Origin of the sequence: Bradyrhizobium australafricanum (assembly GCF_020329495.1) — a bacterium.
In the GTDB taxonomy this organism is placed as follows: Bacteria; Pseudomonadota; Alphaproteobacteria; order Rhizobiales; family Xanthobacteraceae; genus Bradyrhizobium; species Bradyrhizobium australafricanum.
In genome coordinates, this window is sequence record NZ_JAGKJL010000061.1 from 1 (window position 1) to 25,408 (window position 25,408).

A 25,408-nucleotide genomic window follows, 5' to 3' on the forward strand; every position below is an offset into this window, starting at 1 on the left:
GGCCATACTCCGCCGCATGGCCGCGTATCGTATTGGTCAGCTGGGTGCGCCGGACGATCAATCCGTCGCGGACACCCATCAGCATCAGCGCGGCCTGCTGCTCGGCCGTCTTCACCGGCACGAAGCGCATGCTCGGCCGGCTCATCGCTTCACACAGGCCTTCTGCATCCCGCCCGTCATTCTTGTTCCGCATCACGTAGGGTTTGACCAATTGCGGTGCCATCAGCTTCACCTCGTGACCGAGCTTGGAAAGTTGACGCGCCCAATGTTGCGAAGCCCCGCAGGCCTCCATCCCGATCACAGTCGGCGGCAATTTGGCGAAGAACTCCAGCACTTGTTTGCGCGACAGCTTCTTGCGCAGCACCACCTGCTCCGCCGCATCAACCCCATGCAGCACAAAAATATACTTCGACGTATCAATCCCAATGCGGATAATCTGGTTCACGGACGGCTCCCTTGTATGAGATCTAGACAACCTCATTCTGGCACACTGATGCCGTAGGGGGCCGTCCACACCATCAACCACAGCATTTGATCATGAACGGGATCGTGGCCCCAGCGTCGCGCAACAATTGCGATCCGGGGCAATGGGTCTTGGCTTTCGCCAGGACGACATTGAGTGTGTGCGCGGTCTGTGAGTCACACATCCGGAATTGGGCGGGACCGTCGCTCCGTGGGCCGAAGCGGCGATCCCTGATCGCGCGAGGTGCATGGTCGGGTGTGGGCAAAATGTCGGCCAATCCGCACGACTGGGGACATGATAGATCGACAAGCGCACGCGGCAATTGCCATTCTGGACTAGCCCCGAGTGACAGATTCAGCGGCAAGCATGCTCCACAGCGCAGAAGTAGTAGCGCGGCGCAGCAATCGCGGTTCCTGGTAGATGAGAGTCCGAAGAGAGGCATAACGTCATGGGTGGAGGCTGGCCGCTACGGCCTCCGAAGCCGCCGTCCAGCCCCAGCTCACCCCCCTGAGCTGGGGCGCGCCGGAGCGCACGAAGCGCAGGAGGGGTAGGCCAATCAGAGGCGCGAGCTGAGTTTCGTCGTCGCGGCCTTCGACGCTGCCTTTGACTTTGCGCGCGGCGTCACGCCATGTCTGGACGATGCTGCAATTCGGGTATGTCGCTTGCCGGCCAGCTTTGTGTGCCTTGATACCGTACGATGAGCAGCATACTCCCGACCATCGACCGGTGCGAGATGCGCTGGGTCTCCATTCAAGTATGGACGCCCAACTCCGAACTGCTTTTCGTGCTCGTCGATCCATTTCCATAATCGCTTGGTCTCGGTTGCACACTCCTCCTTGCTCCCGCCATTCATGCTGACGACGTCTGCGGCGAGCCCGTGACCATAGCCCCCACGCGCGCTGCCGCCGTGATAGGACTTGTCATTTGCGGCCTTCAGCCCGCTTGCAATCGATTGGCGGTAGTCATCGCGGAATCCGCTTGTGATCCCGGGCGCCAGTCCGGCCTGCTCCGCTGCATGGAGCATATAGAACAGCTTTTGCTTGAAGGCTCGATCCATCCCTCCGATCACGTAATCCATCAGAGGCATCCCGGCTTTATCCGCGGCTTTGGGGTCCTTCCATCCGAAGTCATTTTCGACCCGCTTCGGGATGCTGCGTGTGACGGTGATCAGTTTGCGCTTCCGTTTGATGATCACGTCCTTTTTTTCGTACACGACGATCCAGTCGGTCTTCGGCGCTCGCGTGTAGAGCGCGCCAAGGAACCGGTCGATGCACGCCTCGGCAACAAAGCATTCGTCCAGGACCAGAACTGTATCAATATTGTCCGGGGCGGCCTTGAGCGGGTCGGTAACGTTGGCGGTTTGAGAGGCCTGCTCAGCTTGCTTCTCGCTTGGCGTCGTCGACAGAGCCTCGGGCGACGCTCGGTCCGCATCCGGCAAGACACTCCCGTTGGCATCGGATTGAGCCGACGGTTCGGATGCCGTCACCTGCCGGCTCGACTCCTCAATGGGCGACGCTGCACGCACGTCGTGAACGACGGCGCAGCATGACAGTGAAACCAGAGACGAGACAATGCGTAACCAACCAGCCCCGCAACCGAACCGACTTCGCCTGGCGCCATGAAATTCTCTGAGAGATGACATCGGCATTGGCAATCGACATGAGCTAAATTGATCATGGCAGCGTGCCATCGCGCTCCGGGCTTGGCAACCAGTTACCCACCACAGAATTGCCGCCGAGCACGAAACTATTCAGATAGGCCGAAAGAATTCCTCACGTGCAGGTTTGACAGGTGTTGCCGGGTTGCCCGCCGGATCAATCCGCCGCGTCCGAGACGCGTCTGGCAGGACAACCCTCGTCCGTGTTCACCGATCCACCGTTAGGTGGATTGCTGCCTGCCCGGTGGCCAAACGAGAGTCCTCCGCGAGGACCGGTGTCGTTTTCGACAATGTTGGCGAGCGGCGGCCGCTCACAACATTGAAGGAAACGACATGCGCGATTTCATGGCCATCGGTCGTTCGGTGGCGGTTGCGGAGCGTGGCATGGCCGCGACCTCGCACCCGCAGGCGACGCTGGCCGCGGTCGAGATGCTGAAGGCCGGCGGCAACGCCGTCGATGCCGCGGTGGCGGCGGTCGCGGTGCAGGGCGTCGTCGAGCCACAGATGACCGGGATCGGCGGCGACTGCTTCGCGCTGTATTCGCCTGACGCCGGCGAGCCGATCGCGCTGAACGGCTCGGGCCGCACGCCGGCCGCAACCGAAGTCGAGAAATTTGCCGCGAGCGGTGCGCGCGACATTCCGCCGACCGCGCCCGAGGCCGTCACCGTGCCCGGCGCGATCGATGCGTGGTGCCGGCTGGTCGCCGATCATGGCAGCAGGTCCCTGGAGGAGATCTTCCGGCCGGCGATCGCGGCTGCCGAGCGGGGCTTTTGCGTGACGCCGCGCGTCGCGGAGGACTGGCGCCGCTTCCGGGCACGGATCGAGATCGACGGCAATGCGGCTGCGCAGTTCCTGCCCGGCGGCAAGGCGCCTGAGGTCGGCGACATCCGTACGCAACCCGCGCTCGGCCGCACCCTTCGCCGGATCGCGCAGCACGGGCGCGACGCGTTCTACGCGGGCGAGGCTGCCGACGAGATGGTGGCTATCTTGCGTGCCCTGGGCGGCGCCCACAGCACCGACGATTTCGCCGCCCAAGCCTCCGACTATGTGCGCCCGATCTCGGCGCGCTACCACGACCACGACGTGGTCGAGTGTCCGCCAAACGGGCAGGGCCTAGCCGCGCTGATGATCCTGCGGACGCTTGCCGGCTTCGATGTCGGCAAGCTCGGAGAGGCCGATCGCATCCATCTGCTGGCCGAAGCCACCAAAGCGGCCTACCGCGCGCGCGACGCCTTCTTTTGCGATCCCGCCACCAGCAAGGTCGATCCGGCCGCATTCCTTGCCGACGACTATATCGGGAGAATCCGTGGAAAAATCGACATGCGCCGCGCGTCCGCGCCCGCGACCTGGGACGATATCGAGCATCGCGACACCGTCTATGTCACGGTGGTCGACCGCGATCTCAACGCCGTCTCGCTGATCAACTCGCTGTTCTATCCGTTCGGCAGCGGCATCTACGCGCCGAAATCGGGCATCCTGCTGCACAACCGCGGCTGGAGCTTTCGCGCCAGGCCCGGACATCCCAATTCGCTCGGGCCGCGCAAGCGGCCGATGCATACGATCATTCCGGGCCTGCTGCGCAAGGGCGGCAAGACCGTGATGTCGTTCGGCGTGATGGGCGGGCACTACCAGGCCGCGGGCCACGCCAATCTGCTGTCGAACATCTTCGACATGAAGATGAACATCCAGGCCGCGGCCGAGGCGCCGCGCTCCTTTGCCTTCGACGGCGCGCTGTCGCTGGAGACGACCATTTCTCCCGGGATACGCGACGACCTTCGCGCCCGCGGCCACGATGCGCGGTTCTCGGAGGAGCCGATCGGCGGCTGCCAGGCGATCCGCATCGACCATGCGAGGGGCGTGCTGTTCGGTGCCTCCGATCACCGCAAGGACGGCCTCGCGCTGGGGTTTTGAGGGGCGGTGAGGCTTTTACAGTTGTCATTGCGAGGAGCGACAGCGACGAAGCAATCCATATCACCGCCCGCGGAGTGATGGATTGCTTCGCTCCGCTCGCAATGACGTGGATGGACCGATGTGCCCCATGACTATCATCCTGAGCTGAGGCCGCCGCCCGCATTGCGGCAGGCGGCGGAGCATCCACCGGACGGTGGATTGTTCCAAATGCCGACATGCCGAACGTTTGGCCATCATGCCGGCGTCGTGCGCGGTTCGCCCTTGTGCACCGCACGGTGAGCGGCTGATCGCTCCAGGCCTTCCCAATCGAGAAGTTTGATCCGTATGAACAGGACATTCGCCGACACGGTCTTCCGCAACGGCCGGATCTACACGTCGAACCGCGGGCAACCTTGGGCAAGCTGCGCAGCCGTCAAGGCCGGCCGGTTCATCGCGGTGGGCGAGGAACGCGACGTCGCGGCGCTCATCGGCGAGGGGACGGCGACCGTCGATCTCGGCGGACGCATGGCGATGCCGGGGATCGTTGACATCCACAATCACATCATGATGGGCGGACAGGCCGATCTCTACGAGCTGCGCTTCTCCAACGCCGACAGCATTCCAAGGATCGCGGAGACCCTGCACAAGGCTGCCTCAGTGGCTGCGCCGGGCGCCTGGATCGTCGGCGGGCAGTTCGGCAATAATCTCCTGAACGAGATGAACACCGCGGAGTCCTGCGCATTGCTCGACGCGGCCTGCCTGGGCCATCCCGTCGTATTGCGCGACGACACCTATCATAATCGCTGGGCGAGCTCGGCGGCGCTGCGGCTGGCCGGTGTTGCGGCCGACACGGCTGATCCGACCGACGGCGAGATCGGCCGCGACCTCAAGTCCGGAACGCTCACCGGGATCATGATCGAGGCCGCCTCCGGCCTGGTCGAGCGGGCGCTCGCGGCCTCCGGCCACTACACGGCCGAGATGGACCGCGCGGCGGTGGCGCGCTCGATCTCGGTGCTGAACGCCTATGGCGTCACCGCCTTCATCGACGCCGCCAGCATGCAGCCGATCATGGCGGCGCTGAAGGGGCTCGACGATCGCGGCGAGCTCACCGCCTGGGCGGTGTGCGCGATGCCGGTGGTCGAGCCGGGCTTCATGTTCGGCAAGGCCGGCGAGGAGCTGTTCGCGCTGCGCGAGGATTACCGCGGTGCGCATGTGAAGCCCGATTATGTCAAGGTGTTCCTCGACGGCGTGCCGGGCGCCAAGACCGCGGCCTTCCACGAGCCGTATGTGGCCGACCCGGTGCGCGGCTGCTGCTTCCGCGGCTCCACCATGCTGACCGTGCCGGACCTGATCCGTTGGCTCGGGCGCTGCGAGAAGCTCGGCCTTGCCGCGAAGATCCATTGCGCGGGCGACGCCGCGGTGACGCAGGCGCTCGACGCCATCGATGTCGTGCGCAGCTTCAACGGCCCGACCCATCTGATCCATCAGATCGCGCATGCGAGCTATATCGCGCCCGACGATGTCAAGCGCTTCGCCGAGCTCGGCGTCGCCGCCGACCTGTCGCCGATCATCTGGTATCCGACCATCTTCCTCGAGGCGCACAAGGCCGCGATGGGCGAGGAGCGCGCGCAGCGCTTCTGGCCGAACAGGGATTTGAAGGAAGCCGGCGCACTGATGGCCGGCGGCTCGGACTGGCCGGTGATCCCGATCCCCGATCCCTGGCAGGGCATCGAGGGCATGGTGACGCGGCAGAATCCGACCGGAGATTTTCCCGGCAAGTCGCTGTGGGCGGAGCAGGCGCTCGACCTCAAAACCGTGATCGACATCTACACCATCGACGCCGCGCGCGCGGCCGGGCTCGGCCAGTCGATCGGCTCGATCGAGGTGGGCAAATCGGCCGATTTGATCGTGCTCGACCAGATGATCTTCGACATCCCGCCGGATCAATTGGCCGATACGCGGGTCGAGATGACCTTCTTCGAGGGCCGCAAGGTCTACGAGCGGGGCGCGTGATGGCAGCGGTGGATCAGATTCCGGTCACGGTGCTGACCGGCTTCCTCGGCAGCGGCAAGACCACGGTGCTGAACCATTTGCTGCGCCAGCCGGCGCTCAATGGCGTCGTCGCCATCATCAACGAGTTCGGCGAGGTGGCGCTGGATCATCTGCTGGTCGAGAGCAGCGAGGACCGCCTGGCGCTGCTCGACAATGGCTGCATCTGCTGCTCGGTGCGGGAGGATCTGATCGAGACGCTGGCCGACCTCGCGTCGCGACGTGCGGCAGGAACGATCCCGCCGTTCCACCGGGTGCTGGTCGAGACCACCGGGCTCGCCGATCCCGTGCCCGTGCTGCACACGCTGATGACGGCACCCGATGTCCTCAGCCGCTACCGGATCGACGGCGTGGTCGCGACCGTCGATGCGGTTAATGGTGCGCACACCCTCGCGGCCCATGGCGAGGCCGTCAGGCAGATCGCGGTCGCCGACCGGCTGCTGGTGACCAAGACCGACCTGGCCGCCGATGATGCACTGGCGCGGCTCGATGCGCAGCTTGCGACGATCAATCCGGTCGCAACGCGCTCACACGTGCGGAACGGGATCGTCGATCCGGCAAAAGTCCTCGATGCCGGGCTGTTCGATCCGGCGGCGCGCTCCGCTGATGTGGTGCGCTGGTTCGATCTGGCAGCGCAGGCGGCGAACACGCCGCACCATCACGGGGATCACCATTGCGACGGCGAGGCGTGCAGCCACCACAGTCACCACGCGCACGACACCGGCGTATCGTCCTACAGCCTGATCATCGACGAGCCGATCCAGCGGGAGGCGTTCGCGCGCTGGCTCGATTATGTCGCGGCGCTTAGAGGCGAGGACCTGCTGCGCTTCAAGGCGATCGTGCATGTCGCCGAGCAGCCCGATGCGCCCATGGTGGTGCACGGCGTGCAGCACGTGTTCCATCCGCCGATCGCGCTGCAGGGCTGGCCGTCGGCGGACCGGCGCTCGCGGCTCGTCTTCATCGTGCGCGGCATCCCGCGCCAGATCATCGAAAACACCTTGTGCAAATTCGCCGCGGTGAGCCGTGCGGCGATCCAGCGATCGGCTGCGTGAGCCGCGGTCAGGCATTTTCATTGGTTGTGGAGGGAGAGGGACATGACTGAGACAAAGAACAATACGGCATCCGGCCGGCTCAATCGGCGCACGCTCTTGAAAGCGGCCGGTGCCACCGGTCTCGCATCGGCGATGAACGTGCCGCTGGTCAATCTCGCGCGGGCCGCCGGCAACACCATCAAGATCGGCTGGGTCGGCTGCCTCTCCGGCGTCCGCGCGCAGTTCGCCGAGCCCGATCCCTGGATCCATGAGCGCATCAAGGCGCGGCTGAAGGACGGCCTGAAGATCGGCGGCAAGACCTATCAGGTCGAGCTGGTGTTCAAGGACAATCAATCCGATCCGAACCGCTCGTCGGTGATCGCGAGCGAACTGGTGCTGCGTGAAAAGTGCGACCTGATCCTGATCGAGGACGGCGACGCCCAGCCGCCGGTGCAGGAGCTCGCCGACGCCCGCGGGATTCCTACCATCTCGACCATGGTGCCGTGGCAAGGCTGGATGTTTCCGCGCAAGTCGACGCCGGACAAGGGTTTTCCCTACAGCTACCATTTCTTCTGGGGTGCCGACGACGTTGCGAAAAATTTCTTGGGTATGTGGCAGTCGGTCGACACCAACAAGAAGGTCGGCACGCTCTACATCGACAACCCGCCGGGCCAGGCGTTCTCCGATCCGAAGCTCGGCCTGCCGGCGGGCATCTCGGCGGCCGGCTATCAGGAATTCTCGGCCGGCAAATTCCAGATCGCGACCGACGACTTCACCAACCAGATCGCGCTGTTCAAGAACAACGGCGTCGACATCGTCTCCGGCTTCACATTTAGCAATCACTGGGTGACGCTGTGGAATCAGGCGGCGCAGGCCGGTTTCAAGCCGCAGATCTGCACGGTGGCGGCGGCCTTCCTGTTCCCGGCCGCGGTTAATGCGCTCGGCGATCGCGGCGACGGCATGTCGACCGAGGTGTGGTGGACGCCGGCCTATCCATTCAAGTCCTCGCTGACCGGGCAGAGCGCTGCCGAGCTCGCCGCGGAGTGGGAGAAGACCACCGGCAAGCAGTGGACCCAACCGATCGGCTACGCCCATGCGCTGTGGGAGGTCGGGCTCGCGGCGTTGCAGAACAGCGATCCAAAGGACAAGAACTCATTGCGCGATGCGATCGCCGGCCTCGACATGGAGACCGTGGTCGGCCGGGTCAAGTTCAAGGACAGCCCGATCAAGAACGTCGCGGTGACCTCGCTGTCGGGCGGGCAATGGCGCAAGGCCAAGGGCGGCAAGTCGAAATACGAGCTCCTGATCGTGCACAACGGAACGGCACCGTTCATCCCGAAGCAGGCCGATCTCCAGCTGCTCTCCAAGCTGGCCTGAGATGGCACGGCTTCTGCGCGTCAGCGGGCTGTCGAAGCGCTTTGGCGAGATCGTGGTCGCCGACAATGTCAGCTTCGCGCTGGCGCGCGGCGAGTGCCTCGGCGTGATCGGCCCGAACGGCGCCGGCAAGAGCTCGCTGCTCAACCTGATCGTCGGCCTGCTCACCGCCGACGGCGGCTCGATCATGCTCGACGACAGAGAGATATCAGGCCTGCCCCCGCACCGCCGGGCGCGGATGGGGCTCGGGCGAGCGTTCCAGATTCCGCAGCCGTTCCCGCATCTGTCGGTCTATGAGAACGCGCTGGTCGCGGCATCCTATGGCGCCGGCCTCACCGGCGAGGCGGCATCGAGCTGGACCATGGAGGTGCTGCAGCGCACCGGGCTCGACGCCAAGGCGGACAAGCTCGCCGGCGCATTGGCGCTGATCGACCGCAAGCGGCTGGAATTCGCCAAGGCGCTGGCCTCGAAGCCGAAACTGATCCTGCTCGACGAGATCGCGGCCGGTCTCACGGAGCCCGAGGTCGAGCGCCTCGTTGCCATCATCCAGTCGGTGAAGGCCGACCATGCCACGATCTGGATCGAGCACATTCCGCACGCGCTGCGCGCGGTGTCGGATCGCATCCTGGTGCTCGACTTCGGCCGCAAGGTGCTGGAGGGACCGCCGGCCGAGGTCATGGACAGCGCCGTGGTGCGCGAGATCTACATGGGATTGAAGGCCGATGGCGTTGCTTGATGTGAACGGCCTGCAAATCTTCTACGGCGATCTGCAAGCCGTGTTCGACATGAACTTCACCGTCGCGGACGGCGAGGCGGTGGCGCTGGTCGGCGCCAACGGCGCCGGCAAGTCGACGTTCCTGAAGGCGCTGGTCGGTCTCAACGAGGAGCGGCGCGGGGCCGTGCAGTTCGACGGCATCGATATCTCGCAGATGCCGGCGGAAGAGGTGTCGCGGCTCGGCCTCATCATGGTGCCCGAGGGCCGCCTGCTGTTCGACTCGCTGACGATCGAGGAGAACCTCTTGATGGGCAGCGTCAACCGGCGCAAAGGCAGCTGGACCTTGCGGCGGGTGTTCGACCTGTTTCCGATCCTCGAGGAGCGGCGGCGGATGTTTCCTGGCCAGCTCTCCGGCGGCCAGCAGCAAATGGCGGCGATCGGCCGCGCGCTGATGTCGAACCCGCGGCTCCTGCTGTGCGACGAGATCTCGCTCGGGCTCGCGCCGGTCGTGGTCGAGCAGATCTACCGCTCCTTTGCCGACATCCGCCGCGAGGGCACCGCGGTCGTGCTGGTCGAGCAGGACGTCAAGCGCGCGCTCGCGACCTCGGAGCGAATCTATTGCCTATTGAAGGGGCGGGTGTCGCTGACCGGCCCGGCGCAAGGGTTGCAGCCGGAGCAGCTAACGCACGCCTATTTCGGTAACTAGCCAGGATTGGCACGACATGATCTGGGTTGAGACATTGATCAACGGGGCTCTGCTCGGCGGCCTCTATGGGCTGCTTGGCATCGGGCTCGCGCTGGTGTTCGGCGTGATGCGCGTCGTCAATATCGCGCATGGCGAGTTCATGGTGCTGAGCGCGTTCTGCGCCGTGCTGCTGGCCAACCTGTTTCCGGAGGTGTCGCCGCTGTTGATGCTGATCCCGGTGATCGCTCTGTCCTTTGCGGTCGGATGGCTCTATCAGGCCGCCATCGTCAACCGCGTCGTGACCTCGCCCGATCCGCTGTCGCCGCTGCTGCTGACGTTCGGCGTTTCGGTGATCCTGCGCAACGTGATGGTCGAGGTGTTCGGCGCCGACGTGCGCAGCCTCCAGGTCGGCGAGCTGTCGCGCGCCAGCCTGGAGATCGCGGGCCTCAACATCGGCATCATGCCGTTGCTGACGCTGGTGCTCGCCGCGCTGCTGTTCATGGCGCTGCAACTCGTGCTGCGCCATACCGAGTTCGGCCGGATCGTGCGCGCCACCGCCGACCGCCGCGATATCGTCCGGCTGTCCGGGGTCAAGCCGGACCGGGTTTATAACTATGTCATGGGCCTGTCGCTCGCGCTCGGCGCGATCGGCGGCGTGCTGCTGGCGGTGCGTTCGAGCTTCACGCCGTTCTCGGGCGCCGAGCGGCTTCTGATCGCGTTCGAGGTCGTGGTGCTCGGCGGGCTCGGCTCGTTCTGGGGCGCGCTGCTCGGCGGCATCGCGCTCGGCATGGCGCAATTGATCGGGCTGAAAATCGATCCGAATGCCGGGCTGCTCTATGCGCATCTCCTGTTCTTCATCATGCTGCTGATCCGCCCGTCGGGTCTCGTGTCGAGCAGGGTGTGATGCCGATGCCGACGCGGACAATTCTCATAGCCTCTGCGATCGTGCTCGTCGCGGTGATTGCCGGCGCGCCCTTCGTCCTGAACGAGGGATTCCTGCGGCTCGCGACCGAGTGCCTGCTCTTGCTGACGATGGCGCAGATGTGGAACCTGCTGGCGGGTTATGCCGGGCTGGTCTCGCTTGGCCACCAGGTCTTCATCGCCTTCGGCGCTTATGCGCTGTTCCTGACCTCGGGCTGGCTCGAGGTCACGCCGATCTGGGTGCTGCCGGTCGCGCCGCTGGTGGCGGGGGCCGTTGCGGCCATCATCGCCTTTCCGCTGTTTCGTTTGCGCGACGCCTATTTCTCGATCGCGATGTGGGTGTTCGCCGAAATCATCGGCGCGTTCACGATGAAGTCGCAGGCCGTCGGCGGCACGTCGGGCGTGCCGCTCGCGACCAGCAAGCTGATCGATTTCGACTGGTTCGAGCCGACGATGTTCTGGCTCGCCGGCGGCCTGACGCTCGTGACCATCGCGGCGCTGTACAGGATGATGACGTCGAGCTTCGGGCTCGGGCTGATGAGCGTGCGCGACAATGATCTTGCCGCGATGAGCGTCGGCGTTGACGTCCGGCACAATCGTTTCGTCGCCTTCGTGCTCTCGGCGGCGGGATGTGGGCTTGCCGGCGCGCTCAGCTTCATGGGCAATCTGTTCATCGCGCCGCTGGCGGCCTTCGACGTCAACTGGTCCGTCTACATGATGTTTATAGTGATCATCGGCGGTATTGGAACGCTGGAAGGTCCGATCCTCGGCGTCATCATCTTCTTCGGCCTGCGCGAGCTGATGACCGGACCGCTCGGCCTATCCGGCGGCTGGTATCTGGTCGGGCTCGGCATCATTGCCGTCGTGGTGATGATTGTGGCGCCGCGCGGCATCTGGCCGGCCTTGCGCGATCGCATCGGCGTGCGGCTGCTCGATGTCCATCGCGCCGCGCCACGCCCGGCCGCGGCCGCGATCCTGCCGGCGGCGTCGGAACAGGTTACCGGATGAAGGAGCGGGCCTTCACGTCGCCACCGTTGCTTGTATTCTGACAGTTCTAGCTTTGAGTGGAGGGCGGAATGGCTCTGATTTTCAGGCATGGCGTGTGGGCAGTGGCCGGTCTGATGGTCGCGACATTGGCGGCGCCGCTGCCGGCGCAGGCCGAGCGGCGGATGTGGCCGCAGGCGGCCGCAACGCACCCGATGGACGGGCTCACCACCGACGAAATCCGCTCGGTCTCCGATATCCTTCGCAGCGCCGGAAAGCTCGACGATTCGGCGCGGGTCGTCTCCATGTCGGTCGACGAGGATCCCAAGGACGAGGTGCGGGCGTGGAAGCCCGGACAGCCCTTCACGCGCCGGGCCAGCGCGACGCTGCTGAGCGGCGGGCATCTCTACGAGGCGCATATTGATCTCGCCACGCGAAGCCTGCTCGGCTGGCAGGAAGTCAGGGATCACGAGGCTGCGCTGACCATCGATGAGCTGATCTCCGCCGGCGACCTGCCGAAGCAGGACCCGCGCTGGATCGCCGCGATGGCCAAGCGCGGCATCACCGATTTCCGCAACGTCATGTGTCTGCCGCTGACGGTCGGTCCGGTGAGCGACCCGGCCCTGAAAGGCCGCCGCCTGCTCAACGTTCCCTGTGTTGACACCACGGGCGCTGCCAACAATCTCTGGGGCAAGCCGATCGAGAACCTGTTCGCCCAGGTCGATCTCAAGAGCAAAACGGTGCTGTCGGTGACCGATCTTGGCGTGGTGCCGCCACCGCCGCAGACGCCGTCCCACGCCTATGCCGACTCCGGAACATATCGCAAGCCACCGAAGCCGATCGAAATCGCAGCGCCCGAGGGCAGCAATGTGAAGGTGGAGGGCGGCCAGGTCCGCTGGGACAACTGGTCGTTCCATGTCCGTCTCGAGCCGCGTGTCGGCGCCGTGCTGTCGCTGATCCGCTACGACGACCACGGCACGCTCCGCGACATCGCCTACCAGATTTCGGCGAGCGAGATGTTCGTGCCCTATATGGATCCGGCGCCGACCTGGTCGTTCCGCGCCTATATGGACATCGGCGAGTATGGCTTTGGCGTGCTCTCCAGCGAATTGCAGCGCGGCGTGGATTGTCCCGAAGGCGCGCATTATCTCGACCTGACGATCTCGGATACCAAGGGTGCGCCGGTCGTGTCCAAGGGCGCGGTCTGCATCTTCGAGCGCCCGACCGGCGATCCGATCTGGCGCCACAGCGAGCTGATCAACAACACCGCCGAGGTGCGGCCGAACAACGAGCTGGTGGTGCGGATGGCGCCGGTGGTCGGCAATTACGACTATCTGGTGGACTACGTGTTCGACCGTGCCGGCAATATCGATGTGCGGCTCGGCGCCTACGGCATCGACGCGACCAAGGGCGTCGCGAGCAAGACACTGAGCGACCCGACGGCTGCGCAGGATACCGCCTTTGGGACGTTGGTCGACGAACGGCTGCTCGCGGTCAATCACGATCACTACATGACGTTCCGGATCGACATGGACGTCGACGGCACCTCGAACCGGCTGGTCGAGGATCGCTTCAATGTCCGCCGCCTGGAGCAGGGTCAGCGCAAGAGCCTCTGGCAGGTCGACACCAGGCCGGTTGCGACCGAAGGGCCCATCACTATGCCGCTGAACGCGGCGCAATTCAGGGTCGAGAGCACGGGCAGGACCAACGGCCGCGGCTACCGCACAAGCTATCAGTTGATGCCCGGCCACTCCGACGTCTCGCTGCTCGCCAAGGACGATCCGATCCAGCTGCGTGCCGGTTTCAGCGCCTACACGTTGTGGACCTCGGCCTACGCCAAGGACGAGCGCTACGCCGCGGGCATGTATCCGAACGGAAACCCCGAGGTCGACGGCCTGCCGAAATGGACGGCGGCCAAGCGGCCGATCGAGGACCGCGACCTCGTGCTGTGGTACACGGTCGGCTTCCGCCACGTGCCGCGCGCCGAGGATTGGCCGGTCATGCCGGGCCTATGGCATGGCTTCCGGCTGCGTCCGTTCAACTTCTTCGATCGCAATCCCGCGCTCGACGTGCCGCCGATGGTGAATGCCAGGGAGACGAAATGAGCGGCCGCATGCATCGCATGGGAGCCGTGGTCGGCGCGCTGTTGGCGTTGCTGGCGACCGGCCCAGCCGCGCGTGGCGCAGCGGCCGAAAACAGCAGCGTTGACGATGCGTCCTTGCTCTATCTGAGCACCAGCGACTGGGAGAGGCAACCGGCGCCGCGCAAGGTCGCGCTCGCGGCCGACTTCATGCGCATCTTCTGCACCGACCAGCGGATGTCGGCCATATCGCTGGCCGATTGCCTTGACCGCGGCAAGGCGGATGGCGCGCTGTTCGAGCGCGCCATGGCTTGTGTGAGTGCGCTATCAGGAAGCCGCTGACAGCCCGGCGTCGATCCCTTCGGCGATCCGCCTCACGTCGGCCGGCGTCAGGATTAGGGGCGGCGACAGGATCAGGTTGTTGCCGGAGACACGCAGCATCACGCCGGCGTCGTAGGCGGCGTCGGCAACCTTCGCCATCGTCTCCTTGTCGGCGGGCTTCTTGCTGTCGCGATCGGCGACCAGTTCGAGCGCGGCCATCAAACCCTTGCCTCTGACGTCGCCGACCAGCGCATGCTTCGCCTTGAGCGCGGCCAGCGCCCGCGCAAGGTCCTCGCCGCGCGCGGCGACATTTTCGTCCAGCTTGAGGCGGCGGGTCTCGGCGAGCGCCGCAAGGCCCGCGGCGCAGCCGACCGGATGGCCCGAATAGGTATAGCCATGGCCGATCGAGCCGAACGTGGTCGTGTCGGCCTCGAAGGCTTCCGCAACCTGCTCGCCGATCAGCGTCGCGCCGAGCGGGAAATAGCCCGAGGTGATCGCCTTCGCCATCGTCATCATGTCGGGCTTCACGCCCCAGAGCCGCGAACCCGACCATGCGCCGGTGCGCCCGAAACCGGTGACGACCTCGTCCGCGATCATCAGGATGCCGTGACGGTCACAGATCTCGCGCGCCAGCTTCATGAAGCTGTCCGGCGGCACGATCACGCCGCCGGCCCCGAGCACCGGCTCCATGATGAAGGCCGCGATGGTGTCGGCGCCCTGGAACGCGATCTCCTCTTCCATCGCCGCCGCGCACAGCTGCGCGAGTTTTGCGGGATCGGTCTCGTTGAAGGGATTGCGATAGGTCGACGGCGCGGGGATATGGAACACGCCGGGCAGCATCGGCTCGTAGTTGCGGCGGAAATTGGCGTTGCCGTTGACGGAGGCGCCGCCGAAATGGGTGCCGTGGTAGCCCTTCTTCAGCGCCAGGAACTTGGTGCGATCAGCCTGGCCCTTGATCTTCCAGTATTGCCGCGCGAGCCGTAGCGCGGTCTCGACCGAGTCCGATCCGCCCGAGGTGAAGAAAGCGCGCACCATGCCTTCCGGCTTGAACCATTCGGTGAGCTCGTAGGCGAGCTCGATCGAGGGGCCGGATGAGGTGCCGCGGAAGCCCGAATAATACGGCAGCGCGCTGAGCTGGTCCGCGATCGCCTGCTTGATCGGATCGCAGCTGTAGCCGAGATTGACATTCCACAATCCACCGACCGCATCGATCACGGTCTTGCCGTCGATATCGGTGACTTCGACGCCTTCGCCCTTCATCACGATCCGCGGCGGCTGCGCCCGCATCTCGGCGGGATGAGCCATCGGGTGCCAGATCGGCTTGGCGTTGTTCTCAACCAGGAAGTTTCTGTCGCGCATGATCGTTCCCTGTCCGGTTGGAGCCTTTTTCGTTCCGATGGAATCGGGACCGAGCTCCAGATTCTGGTCTTGACGCGTTTTCTTCACGCGAACCGGTACCCGCTTCGCTCGAAAGCGCTTTAGTCGAACTGCAGCCCGAAATGCCGCAGCGCCTCGCTGTAGGACGCGGCAGGATTGCGCACATCGAACAGCACCGTGCGCATGTTGCATGCGGCGGCGCCTGCGATGTTGCGGCGCTGGTCGTCGACGAAGACGCAATTGTCTGCCTCCAGCGCCAGTTCGTCCAGCACGCTTTGATAGGCGCGGGGGTCGGGCTTCAGGATCCCGGTATGCGTGGCATCGACGATGGTATCGAAGCGCTTGAGGATGGAGAGGCGGCTGCGGAAATCGGTGCCGTAGAACAGGTCGAACTCGTTCGAGAGGATGGCGAGCCGGAACCCGGCATCGGCGGCGAGGGTGATCGCGCGCGCTGCCTCCGGGCGGATCACGGTGTCGGGATCGGCGCCGCGCGCTCGTTTCACGAAGGTCTCCATGTCGCGCCAGTCCTCGCCGACCAAGCGCCCGACCTCGCGGCTGCGGGTCAGCCAGTAGTCGCGTTCCGAAATCTCGCCGAGCTGCATGCTCGTCCAGAGCGGATCGCTGTCGGGCGCGAACGGTCCGAGCCATTTCAGTGTGCAGGGGGCGAGTCCGAGCGTGCGCTCGGTCAGGTCGTGGGTCTCGAACAATGTCTTCGAGATTACCCCGCCGAAGTCGAGCACCAGCGCCTGGGCAAGCGGCCTCCTCATGCGGCAACCGTGGTGCGGCCGCGAGGGACAATGCCGGCAGCGACCCATCGGTCGAAGACGCCGAGCACCGTTTCGTTGAATGCGGCGCTGTTGATGTGATCCGTGATCTCGTGCAGCTCGACCGGCGCCTTGATCGCCGATCGCATGGCGTCGACGAAGGCGGCGAGAGCGTCAGGATCGTGCAAGGCTTCGCCTTCGCGATCCCATTGCTGGATGCCGCCGGCGGGCAGCACGAAGGCAACGGGAGCGTTGGCCTGGGACAGTTTCTCGGCAATCGCGCGGGCGATCCGTTGGCGATCAGTGGATCCCGACGTTGCCGACGCAAGCAGCCGGTTATGCGCGTGGAACGGGCGATCCGACAGCTCGTCCGGAACCCCAAGCCATGCCGGGAAGTCCACCATGTCGATCGCCCCGGGCGCGACGATCTGTGGAATGCCGGCTCTGCCCGCATTCTCCAGCCTGTCAGCGCCGGAATTGACCACCGAGCCGGTGAGCTGGTTGGCGACTTCCTGCAGGCTGAGGTCCAGCACTGCGGCAAAGCCACCTTGCGCGGCGATCGATTCCATCGCGCGGCCGCCCATGCCGGTGGTGTGGAAGACGACGACCTCGTAGCCGCGCCGTTCGAGCTGCGGCTTGAGCTCGACCATGTAGCGCAGGCAGCTCTTGCCGAGCGAGGTGATCGCAACGACCGGCCGGTCCTTACGCGGCTTGATTGCGCTTCTGGCGGCGCCGACGATCGCGCCGCAGGCCTGCGACAGCACGGCGGTGCAGGTGCCGTTGAGGCCGTAGAGACCGCCGGCCCACAGGATCATCATCAGATCGGCGGCGACGCGCTCCGGCGGGATCAGATGCGAGAAGGCGACGGTCGAGACGATCAGCTTCGGCAGGCCGAGCGGCAGCGCCTGCGCGACGTCGAGCGCAAGGTCGGTGCCCATCGTGCCGCCGATCGCGATCACGCCGTCGATGGCATCGCGCTCCGCGAGCGCGCGCGCCAGATTGGCGGCGCCAACCGCCATCAGTGACATCGCGGAATTCTCGTCGCCGCTCGATGCGATCGCCTCGATCGTGGTCTGTGCGGCGGCCGCCACCGCGTGCTTGTCATGTGCCGCCTGGTACGGCGGATCGCCGAGCACGCTGATGTCCATCATGATGGTTCGGCCACCGGCGCGCGCGATGCACTCGCTCATGAACAGCAGTTCGTCGGCCTTGGTGTCTCCCGTTCCGATCAGGAGAATGCGGGGCTGCGTCATCTCAGGCATGACCTTCGGCTCGCCGGCAGGCGTAAGGGATGGTGACAACCGGTTTGCATAGCGCAGGCGGAGCGCTCGGCCATCGTGCGATCACGCTATGGGGACGCGCCTTGCCGTGACATCCACCTATCGGTTGATTGCTGCCAAAGCCTTGATTTGGCGAGGATTGCGCGGTGCCAGCGGTCTCGCTCGGAAGCCGCTTTTGTCATCGTCATAATTGTCTCGCATGCAGCAAGCCCAGATCGATCGACTACGTGCGGCCATCATTCCGGCCCAGCAGCTCTTCATCGGCGGCCGGCCGACACCGGCGATCAGCGAGGCACGGCTTGATGTCGTGTCGCCGATCGACGGCCAGCCATTGACCAGCATCGCTGACGGCGATGCGGCCGATGTCGACGCCGCGGTGAGACATGCGCGGCAGGCCTTCGAGCAGGGTGGCTGGTCGCGCGCGGCGCCGGCGCAGCGCAAGAAGGTATTGCTGCGGTTCGCCGACCTCATCGAGCGGCATGCGCTCGAGATTGCGGTGCTCGGCGTCCGCGACAACGGCACCGAGATCAGCATGGCCTACAAGGCCGAACCGCTCTCGGCCGCCGGCACCATCCGTTACTACGCCGAGGCGATCGACAAGGTCTATGGCGAGATCGCGCCGACCTCAGGCGATGTGCTCGGGCTCGTGCATCGCGAGCCGCTTGGTGTCGTCGGCGTGATCGTGCCGTGGAATTTCCCGCTGATGATCGGAGCGTGGAAGATCGGCCCGGCGCTCGCCGCCGGAAATTCGGTCGTGGTCAAGCCGCCGGAGCTTGCCTCGCTGACGCTGTTGCGGTTTGCCGAGCTCGCGACCGAGGCGGGGTTGCCCGACGGCGTGCTCAACGTCGTCACCGGCCGCGGCGCAACGGCCGGCGAAGTGCTCGCGCTGCACATGGATGTCGATGTGCTTGCCTTCACCGGCTCGGGTGCGGTGGGCCGGCGTCTCCTGGAATGCTCGGCGCGATCGAACTTGAAGCGCGTCCATCTAGAGCTTGGCGGTAAGTCGCCCAACATCGTGTTCGCCGATGTGCCTGACATCAAGCATGCGGCCAAAGTCTCCGCGAGCGGGATCTTCCGAAACTCCGGCCAGGTCTGCGTGGCCGGATCGCGGCTCTTGGTGCAGTCCTCGATCTATGATCGCTTCATGGCCGAACTGCGCGACGCCACCGCGAAGCTCCGCGTCGGCGATCCCCTCGAACTGACCTCGGATATCGGCGCCATCGCGAGCAAGCCGCAGTTGCGCAAGAACCTGGATGCCGTTGCCGGCGCGGAAGCGCAGGGCGCGACGCGGCTGATCGGCGGCGAGCAAATCCGCGCCGAGAGCGGCGGCAACTTCATGGCGCCTACGATCCTCACCGAAGTGACGCCGTCGATGCAGGTCTGGCGCGATGAGGTGTTCGGCCCGGTGCTGGCAGTGACGCGGTTCGAGGGCGAGGAAGATGCCACAGCGCTCGCCAATGCGACCCCCTATGGACTTGCGTCGGCGGTGTGGACCGCAAGTCTGTCGACGGCGCATCGTATGGTGCGCGCCATCAAGGCCGGCGTCGTGCACGTCAACGCCTATGGCGGCGCCGACATCACGGTGCCGCTCGGCGGCTTCAAGCAATCCGGCTTCGGACGCGACAAGTCGCTGCACGCCCTCGACGCCTATACCGACCTCAAGACCGCCTGGATCGCGCTATGACATCTTTGGCTGCCGAACGCGCGGGCGTTCTGAACCGATTGCTCGATGCCGAGCAGGAGCGCTTTCGCGCGCTGCACCCACGCTCGGCCGCGGCCTGGCAGGAGGGAAGGCAGCATTATCTTTATGGCGGCCCGTCGCACTGGATGCGGCGCTGGGCCGGCGGCTTCCCTGTCTATGCCGAGGAGGCGCAGGGCGCGCATATCAGGGATATCGACGGACGCGACTACATCGATTTCTGCCTTGGCGACACCGGCGGCATGTGTGGGCACGCGCCCGAGGCGGTGACCGAGGCGGCGCTCGCTCAGCTCAAGCGTGGCGCGACCATGATGCTGCCGACGGAAGACAGTATCTGGGTCGGCGCCGAGCTGTCGCGGCGCTTCGGCCCGAAATACTGGACGCTGACGACGTCGGCGACCGACGCCAACCGTGCCGCGATCCGCATCTCGCGTATGATCACCGGCCGGCGCAAGGTGCTGGTGTTCTCCGGCTGCTATCATGGCGGCGTCGAGGAGGCGCATGTCGAGATCCGCGACGGCCGGGTCGGCCTGCGCAACATGATCCATCCCAACGGCATCGATCATGATGCGGTGAGCCGGGTCGTCGAGTTCAACGATGTCGCGGGCCTCGAGGCGGCGCTTGCGCATGGCGACGTCGCCTGCGTGCTGACCGAGCCGCTGATGACGAATTTCGGCATGATCCCGGTCGATCCTGGTTTTCACCATGCGTTGCGGGAGCTGACCCGCCGCGCCGGCACCGTCCTCATCATCGACGAGACCCACACGCTGTCCTGCGGACCGGGCGGCTACACGAAGAGCCATGGACTCGAGCCCGACATCTTCGTCGCGGGCAAGGCGATCGCGGGCGGCATCCCTGCCGGCGTGTTCGGGCTCAGCCAGGAGATCGCCGAGCGGCTCTGGAAGATCGTCCCTCATGTCAATCCGCGCGAGCGGCAGTCGGCGCATCTTGGATTCGGCGGCACGCTTGCCGGCAACGCGCTGACGGTCGCGACCATGCGCGCGGTGCTGGAGAAGGTGCTGACCTCTGCGAATTACGAGCGGATGATCGGAACCGCGACCTGGCTTGCGCAGGAAGCGCGCCGGCTGATCGCAGCGGCCGGTCTGCCCTGGCACGTCACGCAGATCGGCGCGCGCGCCGAGATCATGTTCATGCCGCAGCCGCCACGCAGCGGCGCCGACGTCATTGCCGGCCGGCAACCCGATCTCGAGACCCTGCTGCATGCGTTCTACATCAACGAGGGCATTCTGGTGACCCCGTTCCACACCATGCTGCTGATGTGTCCGGCGACGTCCGCGCGCGACGTCGACACACACACGGCGGTGTTGGCGCGGTTCATCGACTTGCTGCGCGGCGCAGGAGCGATCTGATGCAGGCGCCTCCGTTCAATCTTGACGGCCGCATCGCCATCGTCACCGGCGGGGGCAGGGGGATCGGCGCCGCCATCGTGAGACGGCTCGCGGAGGCCGGCGCGACCGTGGTGATCGCCAACCGGGCTCTTGATGTGGCCGAGGCGCTGGCGCGCGAACTGACGGCCGATGGACGGGCGGCGCATTGCGTTCCGTTCGACAGGCTCGATCGCGGCAGCTTGCGGGCGCTGGTTGACGGTGTGGCCGCGAGATACGGCCGGCTTGATATCGTCGTGCACAATGCCGGCGGCTGTCCGTGGTCATCGCTTGAGGAGCTCGATGAAGCCAAGCTCGAGGATACGTTGGCGCTGAACCTCAACGCCAGCATCTGGCTCGCGCAGGCCGCAATTCCGCACATGCGTGCCGTCAGGTTCGGGCGCATCCTCGTGACGTCCTCGGTCTCCGCGCGCGTCGCGATGGGCGGCGGCGCGCATTACTCGGCGGCGAAAGCCGGCGTCAACGCATTCATCCGCGGCGCCGCCTTCGAGCTCGCGCGCGACGGCATCACGGTCAACGGCGTCGAGGCCGGCTTCATCGAAAAGCCGGGCCGCGGCACCATGAGCGCGCCGGAGAACAAGGCGAAGCTCGAGCGCTTCATTCCGATGGGGCACATGGGTAGCGCCGACGACATCGCCTGCGCGATGCTCTATCTCGCCTCCTCCGAGGCGAAATACGTCACTGGGCAGACCATCGTCGTCGACGGCGGCTCGATGCTGCCGGAGACCGGATTCGCCGTCGAACGGCAATGGGGAGTCTAGATGAGCATGATCTTTTCGGAAAACCGGTTTCCACTCTTCCGGATCATGCCCTGATGCCGCGGCTCGACGGAAAGACGGCGCTGGTGACCGGCGCAGCCACGGGAATCGGCCGGGCCACGACGGCGCTGCTGGCGTTGAGCGGTGCGCGCGTCGTGCTGTTCGGCCTCGGTAACGCCGAGCTTCAGGCCGCAGCAGCGGAGTGCGGCGGGCAGGCAATCCATGGTGACGTCACCCGGCCGGACGATATCGCAAAGGCCGTCACCGCCTGCGGGGCGTGGCTCGACATCGTGGTCAACGCCGCCGGCCTGATCGTGCCGGATCAGCCGGCCAGCGTCTCCGACGAGGTGTGGGCCAAAACGCTTGACGTCAACCTCACGGGGACGATGCGTGTCTGTCGCGCGTCCCTGCCGCTGCTCCGGCAGCGTGGCGGCGCGATCGTGAACGTCGCCTCGGTTGCCGCGTTCAATGCCAGCCCGGACAGCGCAAGCTACGCCGCTAGCAAGGCGGCCGTCGTCGCCTATACGCGCTCGCTGGCCTACGCCCACGGCGCCGACGGTATCCGCGCCAATGCGGTGGCGCCGGGCTGGGTGCGGACGCCGATGAGCGCCCATGAAATGCAGCTGCTCGCGGACCAGAACGGCACCACCGTCGATGCCGAGATTCTCGGCGTCGAACGACGCATCGCCCTGGGACGGATGGCCGAGCCCGCCGAGATCGCCGCGTGCTGCCTGTTCCTGGCCTCCGACGAGGCGTCCTTCGTGACCGGCGCAGTGCTAGTCGCCGATGGCGGCGGCCGCGCGCCGACGCAGAATCGCACGGTGTAGACGGCCGGTTGGCGTCTCGGGGCAGTCGGCCGCCACCTTGATAACGACCGGCGGATTTGGCACTCTCGCGCGGTCACGTCATTCGATCGAGGGGCGTTATGAACAAGTCATTTTCTGTGATCATTGCCGCGGCCGCTTCAATCGTCGTTCTGTCTTCGACGGCGGCGCGATGCGGCGACTACTATCCGTTTGGCGATCCGCCGTACCGGCTGGACTACGTGCAAGAGCCCCAGATCGTATCGGGCTGCTGGAAATGGAATTGGCAGCTGTACCAGTGGCAGGACTACTGCCCGGTCTACGTCAATCCGAAGGCCTATATGTTCTCGCGCTCGTCGCGCGTCGTGCTCCGCACCAAGGGGTGAGGAGAGTTCGGCTGCTTGAGGTGCTCTGCGTCACGCCCATTGCAGCGACGCAGAGCGCGCATTCATGAATGCGCGATGGTGCACGCCACCTGGTGGCGCTTGCCGAAGTTGAGCAGCGCGTTTTCCCGGAAGCCGTCCAGCCAGACGCCGCGGCCCGCATAGCGATAGCCGACGCCCATCGGAACGTGCCGCACATGGATGCCGCCACGGCCGGTGAGCAGGGAGGCCGTGACCACTTCGCCCTCGACCGACACAGCGCGCGGGCACAGCGGATATTGATGGCCGTTCTCGCAGGTGAAGACGATCTCGGTGCAGGTGCCGACCGGTGCTTTTGTGACCAGGCCAAGGTCCGCTGCCGCCGCCGGCCCGGAGCTGCCGAACGACGTTGCACCCAACGCCAAAATGCCTGCGACCGTGTAGCCAAACCGAATACGCATCAGTGCCCCCTCGTCCAGCGATAGGCTAAGTAATTGAAGAAAATATCTCGCGCTAAATGAGCAAAAAAAACTTCGGAGGTCAAACCTCTGCCCAGTGCGGTGCGGGGAGATCGGCTGGCGTCAATGCGAATGGCGTGTCAGGTGTTGCAAGTTTGCTGCAGTGGGTCTGAATTCGGCTGCGAGCTGCCCGGTAGCGTTAATGCACCTTTACCGGCCACAATTGGCCTGCAAGTGGTGTGATGTATTGAGTCGTGTTCCGGAGATTGCTTCAATGAGCTGACCGGATCGCATCACGAACGCATTTGGACGAACATCGGGGGTGGGAATGGACTTCCGTGGTGGCATTGCACGTTCGCTGCTGACCCTGATGATTGTCTCATTGCCTGCGCTGGCAGCTCATGCGCAGACTCAGGCTCCTCAACCGGCGAACGGCCGGGCAGCTGCGGCAGCGCCGGCTCAGGGCGATCAAGCCTTTTCTGGCCCGAGCTTCCGCAAAGGTCTGTGGCGCTTCGTGCGAACGCTCGATGTGGTCAGGACCGCCAACAAGAACTTCAAGTATCGGGTGGTCAACGCGGAGACGACGCGCTGCGTCGACCCGACCCACGCCATGAAGGCGACCTTTGCCTCGGGATCGATCGGAAGCTGCGTCTCGGACAAGCCGGAGAAGGTCGGTAATCAATACACCTTCGGGCACCGCTGCGATTACATGGGGACGGTCAGCACCGTCATCACCGTGCGCAGCGACGAAGCCTATACCGAGCTGAACGAGATCAGCACCGGAGAGCATCCCCGGACCGACACGGTCGTCGCGACAAGGATCGGCGACTGCGACGACGGTAGTGCGGCCAAGATTGAGGCCAAGTCTGAGGCCAAGACTGACAAGTCCGCTGCGGCGGCTTTGCAGCAGTAGCTGGCAATCAAACAGAGTGGCGGCGGACGAGGCGTCCATTCGTCCCGACGACGCAGACGCTGCGCTTCCTTTCGCGCCGAAGCTGCCCCGGCCTGAAGCAACCGGGCATTCACCGTGTTTGGCGCAAGAGCTCGTGAGAGCTTCGAGCAAAGGCCAAGCGTTTACGGGGTCTTAACACGAAATGCTCCTGAATGATGTGAGCTTGGACGTGCTTCAAGCGAAGTCACGCGATCCGCGTCAATCGGCCGGTTAGGGATTCAATAAATGACATCGCGTGAGGGCTTCGCCCCGTCGAAGATCTTCGCATCCGCGCTTGGCGTCGTGACCGCGCTTTCCGTGTTCGTGCTCGCCTCCCCGAGCGCCATGGCGGAGGAGGGATTCAGCGGGCCGACCTTCCGAAAGGGAATGTGGCGCTTCGTGCGGACGCTGGAAATCGCCACGTCCTCGAACGTCCGGCAAACGCTGCTCGAGCGCGAAATGACGCGCTGTGTCGATCCGACCCAGGCGATGAAGGCGACCTTCTCATCTCCGTCCATTGGAAATTGCCACTCTTCGCGGCCGGAGAAGATCAACAACAAATACGTCTTCTCCAACCGCTGCGACTATCTCGGGCCGGTCAGCACCGTCATCACGGTTCTCAGTGACGAGGCCTATACCGAGGTCAACAAGACCAATGTTGGTCAGGCGCCGCGGACCGACCGGGTGGTTGCCCGCCGAATCAGCGATTGCCACGAGGATAGAGCCTCGCTCAGCCAGCCGGCCTCCGCACCGAGCGAGGTGTCGTTGCAGCAGGACGAAGCCGAGGGCGAGCCGCTCTAAGGCGGCCGGTCGACGCGAGCATTCAGGGCATCAGCATTCGCGTCATCTGGTCAGATCTTTTGCTGGCCTCCCGGGCCGCTGACCTTGACGGTGATCTTCTGAATTTCGGTTCGGCCGCCCTGGTACTTGACCTCGATGGTCAGGGCGTCATCGCCGAGAAATTCCGGCGGCGCCTTGTAGAAGGCGACATAGGCCGGCACCTCGAGCGCCAGGCAGGCCTTGTAATTGGTAGCCTTCGCCTTCGCCGACTTCACCACAACCTTTCCGGCAGCCGGCGCAGTGACCAGGCGGATGGTCGGCAGCGGCCCCGACGTGCAATCTGGTAACACGTTGAGATAGAGGCCAATCTGGGTGTCCCGGTTGGCCAGGGCGCGAACCTGGCGCTCCACCGTGGTCTCCTGCGGGACAGGTTGTGCAGGGGCTTGCGCGGCCGCCGCGCCGAAGCAGCCCCAAATCAAGACAGCGGCACACGCCTGAAGAATCACCCGCATCGACTGCTGCTCCAAATCGCCGGGAAGGACGAACGGGGGCCGGGGAAATACTGCCTTTGGCCAAGTTAATCCGGCTAAGCCGTTGTTCTTTCAGCTTCGACCTGTCCG

General features: G+C 65.2%; 24 protein-coding genes. 17 read left to right on the forward strand and 7 right to left on the reverse strand.

What is annotated here, in order from left to right; genetic code table 11:
* On the reverse strand, window positions 1-445 hold a 445-nt coding region (locus J6525_RS36530), incomplete at its 3' end, for an IS110 family RNA-guided transposase (RefSeq protein ID WP_225648268.1).
* 574 nt (window positions 446-1,019) lie between these two features.
* Window positions 1,020-1,949 (reverse strand): D-alanyl-D-alanine carboxypeptidase family protein, encoded by a 930-nt coding sequence (locus tag J6525_RS36535; RefSeq protein WP_225164288.1) that lies wholly within the window; start codon window positions 1,947-1,949, stop codon window positions 1,020-1,022.
* Window positions 1,950-2,453: 504 nt separating this feature from the next.
* Here J6525_RS36535 and J6525_RS36540 point away from each other — a divergent pair.
* From J6525_RS36540 to J6525_RS36585, 10 genes are all read left to right on the forward strand, one after another.
* Complete coding sequence (locus tag J6525_RS36540) at window positions 2,454-4,031, forward strand: gamma-glutamyltransferase family protein (protein ID WP_225648269.1); 1,578 nt, start codon at window positions 2,454-2,456, stop codon at window positions 4,029-4,031.
* Between the two features lie 324 nt (window positions 4,032-4,355).
* Window positions 4,356-6,023 carry an amidohydrolase gene (locus J6525_RS36545; RefSeq protein WP_225648270.1) on the forward strand — a complete coding sequence of 556 codons (1,668 nt, stop codon included), beginning with the start codon at window positions 4,356-4,358 and terminating at the stop codon, window positions 6,021-6,023.
* A complete protein-coding gene (locus tag J6525_RS36550) occupies window positions 6,023-7,111 on the forward strand; it encodes a CobW family GTP-binding protein (RefSeq protein ID WP_225648271.1) in 1,089 nt (362 codons plus the stop codon). Before J6525_RS36545 ends, J6525_RS36550 begins: the two co-directional genes overlap by 1 nt.
* 42 nt (window positions 7,112-7,153) lie before the next feature.
* A complete protein-coding gene (locus J6525_RS36555; RefSeq protein ID WP_225648272.1) occupies window positions 7,154-8,467 on the forward strand; it encodes an ABC transporter substrate-binding protein in 1,314 nt (437 codons plus the stop codon).
* Between the two features lies 1 nt (window position 8,468).
* A complete protein-coding gene (locus J6525_RS36560; RefSeq protein ID WP_225648273.1) occupies window positions 8,469-9,200 on the forward strand; it encodes an ABC transporter ATP-binding protein in 732 nt (243 codons plus the stop codon).
* Window positions 9,187-9,885: an ABC transporter ATP-binding protein gene (locus J6525_RS36565; protein WP_028331396.1), complete on the forward strand. Its 699-nt coding sequence runs from the start codon at window positions 9,187-9,189 to the stop codon at window positions 9,883-9,885. The genes J6525_RS36560 and J6525_RS36565 overlap by 14 nt, the downstream gene beginning before the upstream one ends.
* A 16-nt stretch (window positions 9,886-9,901) precedes the next feature.
* Window positions 9,902-10,768, forward strand: a complete 867-nt coding sequence (locus tag J6525_RS36570) for a branched-chain amino acid ABC transporter permease (RefSeq protein ID WP_225648274.1) — start codon at window positions 9,902-9,904, stop codon at window positions 10,766-10,768.
* Window positions 10,769-10,773: 5 nt separating this feature from the next.
* Complete coding sequence (locus J6525_RS36575) at window positions 10,774-11,793, forward strand: branched-chain amino acid ABC transporter permease (protein ID WP_225648275.1); 1,020 nt, start codon at window positions 10,774-10,776, stop codon at window positions 11,791-11,793.
* A 68-nt stretch (window positions 11,794-11,861) separates the two neighbouring features.
* Window positions 11,862-13,874 (forward strand): copper amine oxidase, encoded by a 2,013-nt coding sequence (locus J6525_RS36580; RefSeq protein WP_225648276.1) that lies wholly within the window; start codon window positions 11,862-11,864, stop codon window positions 13,872-13,874.
* Window positions 13,871-14,191 carry a hypothetical protein gene (locus tag J6525_RS36585; RefSeq protein ID WP_092089798.1) on the forward strand — a complete coding sequence of 107 codons (321 nt, stop codon included), beginning with the start codon at window positions 13,871-13,873 and terminating at the stop codon, window positions 14,189-14,191. Before J6525_RS36580 ends, J6525_RS36585 begins: the two co-directional genes overlap by 4 nt.
* Here J6525_RS36585 and J6525_RS36590 read toward each other — a convergent pair.
* The 3 genes from J6525_RS36590 to J6525_RS36600 all read right to left on the reverse strand — a co-directional run bounded on the left by J6525_RS36590 (window position 14,177) and on the right by J6525_RS36600 (window position 17,573).
* Window positions 14,177-15,529, reverse strand: a complete 1,353-nt coding sequence (locus tag J6525_RS36590; protein ID WP_225648277.1) for an aminotransferase class III-fold pyridoxal phosphate-dependent enzyme — start codon at window positions 15,527-15,529, stop codon at window positions 14,177-14,179. The two genes, J6525_RS36585 and J6525_RS36590, sit on opposite strands and share 15 nt — an antisense overlap.
* 119 nt (window positions 15,530-15,648) lie before the next feature.
* On the reverse strand, window positions 15,649-16,314 hold the full coding sequence (locus J6525_RS36595) for an HAD family hydrolase (protein ID WP_225648278.1): 666 nt from the start codon (window positions 16,312-16,314) through the stop codon (window positions 15,649-15,651).
* A complete protein-coding gene (locus J6525_RS36600; protein ID WP_225648279.1) occupies window positions 16,311-17,573 on the reverse strand; it encodes a Tm-1-like ATP-binding domain-containing protein in 1,263 nt (420 codons plus the stop codon). The genes J6525_RS36595 and J6525_RS36600 overlap by 4 nt, the downstream gene beginning before the upstream one ends.
* Before the next feature lie 217 nt (window positions 17,574-17,790).
* Here J6525_RS36600 and J6525_RS36605 point away from each other — a divergent pair, with 217 nt between their 5' ends.
* From J6525_RS36605 to J6525_RS36625, 5 genes are all read left to right on the forward strand, one after another.
* Complete coding sequence (locus tag J6525_RS36605) at window positions 17,791-19,275, forward strand: aldehyde dehydrogenase (protein WP_225648280.1); 1,485 nt, start codon at window positions 17,791-17,793, stop codon at window positions 19,273-19,275.
* A complete protein-coding gene (locus J6525_RS36610; RefSeq protein ID WP_225648281.1) occupies window positions 19,272-20,660 on the forward strand; it encodes a transaminase in 1,389 nt (462 codons plus the stop codon). The genes J6525_RS36605 and J6525_RS36610 overlap by 4 nt, the downstream gene beginning before the upstream one ends.
* Window positions 20,660-21,457, forward strand: a complete 798-nt coding sequence (locus J6525_RS36615) for an SDR family oxidoreductase (RefSeq protein ID WP_225648282.1) — start codon at window positions 20,660-20,662, stop codon at window positions 21,455-21,457. The genes J6525_RS36610 and J6525_RS36615 overlap by 1 nt, the downstream gene beginning before the upstream one ends.
* Before the next feature lie 53 nt (window positions 21,458-21,510).
* Complete coding sequence (locus J6525_RS36620) at window positions 21,511-22,281, forward strand: SDR family NAD(P)-dependent oxidoreductase (RefSeq protein ID WP_225648283.1); 771 nt, start codon at window positions 21,511-21,513, stop codon at window positions 22,279-22,281.
* 98 nt (window positions 22,282-22,379) lie between these two features.
* Complete coding sequence (locus J6525_RS36625; protein WP_076826182.1) at window positions 22,380-22,643, forward strand: hypothetical protein; 264 nt, start codon at window positions 22,380-22,382, stop codon at window positions 22,641-22,643.
* Window positions 22,644-22,705: 62 nt separating this feature from the next.
* Here J6525_RS36625 and J6525_RS36630 read toward each other — a convergent pair whose 3' ends face one another.
* Entirely contained in the window at window positions 22,706-23,080 is a 375-nt protein-coding gene (locus J6525_RS36630) for a hypothetical protein (protein WP_141339930.1), read from the reverse strand.
* A gap of 325 nt (window positions 23,081-23,405) precedes the next feature.
* On the opposite strand from J6525_RS36630, the gene J6525_RS36635 reads away from it, so the two are divergent.
* Both J6525_RS36635 and J6525_RS36640 read left to right on the forward strand, forming a co-directional pair.
* Window positions 23,406-23,990, forward strand: a complete 585-nt coding sequence (locus tag J6525_RS36635; RefSeq protein WP_092089790.1) for a DUF3617 family protein — start codon at window positions 23,406-23,408, stop codon at window positions 23,988-23,990.
* 264 nt (window positions 23,991-24,254) lie between these two features.
* Window positions 24,255-24,809 carry a DUF3617 domain-containing protein gene (locus J6525_RS36640; protein ID WP_225648284.1) on the forward strand — a complete coding sequence of 185 codons (555 nt, stop codon included), beginning with the start codon at window positions 24,255-24,257 and terminating at the stop codon, window positions 24,807-24,809.
* Between the two features lie 50 nt (window positions 24,810-24,859).
* On the opposite strand, the gene J6525_RS36645 is transcribed toward J6525_RS36640, so the two are convergent.
* Entirely contained in the window at window positions 24,860-25,300 is a 441-nt protein-coding gene (locus J6525_RS36645) for a hypothetical protein (protein WP_225648285.1), read from the reverse strand.
* Window positions 25,301-25,408 lie beyond the last annotated feature (108 nt).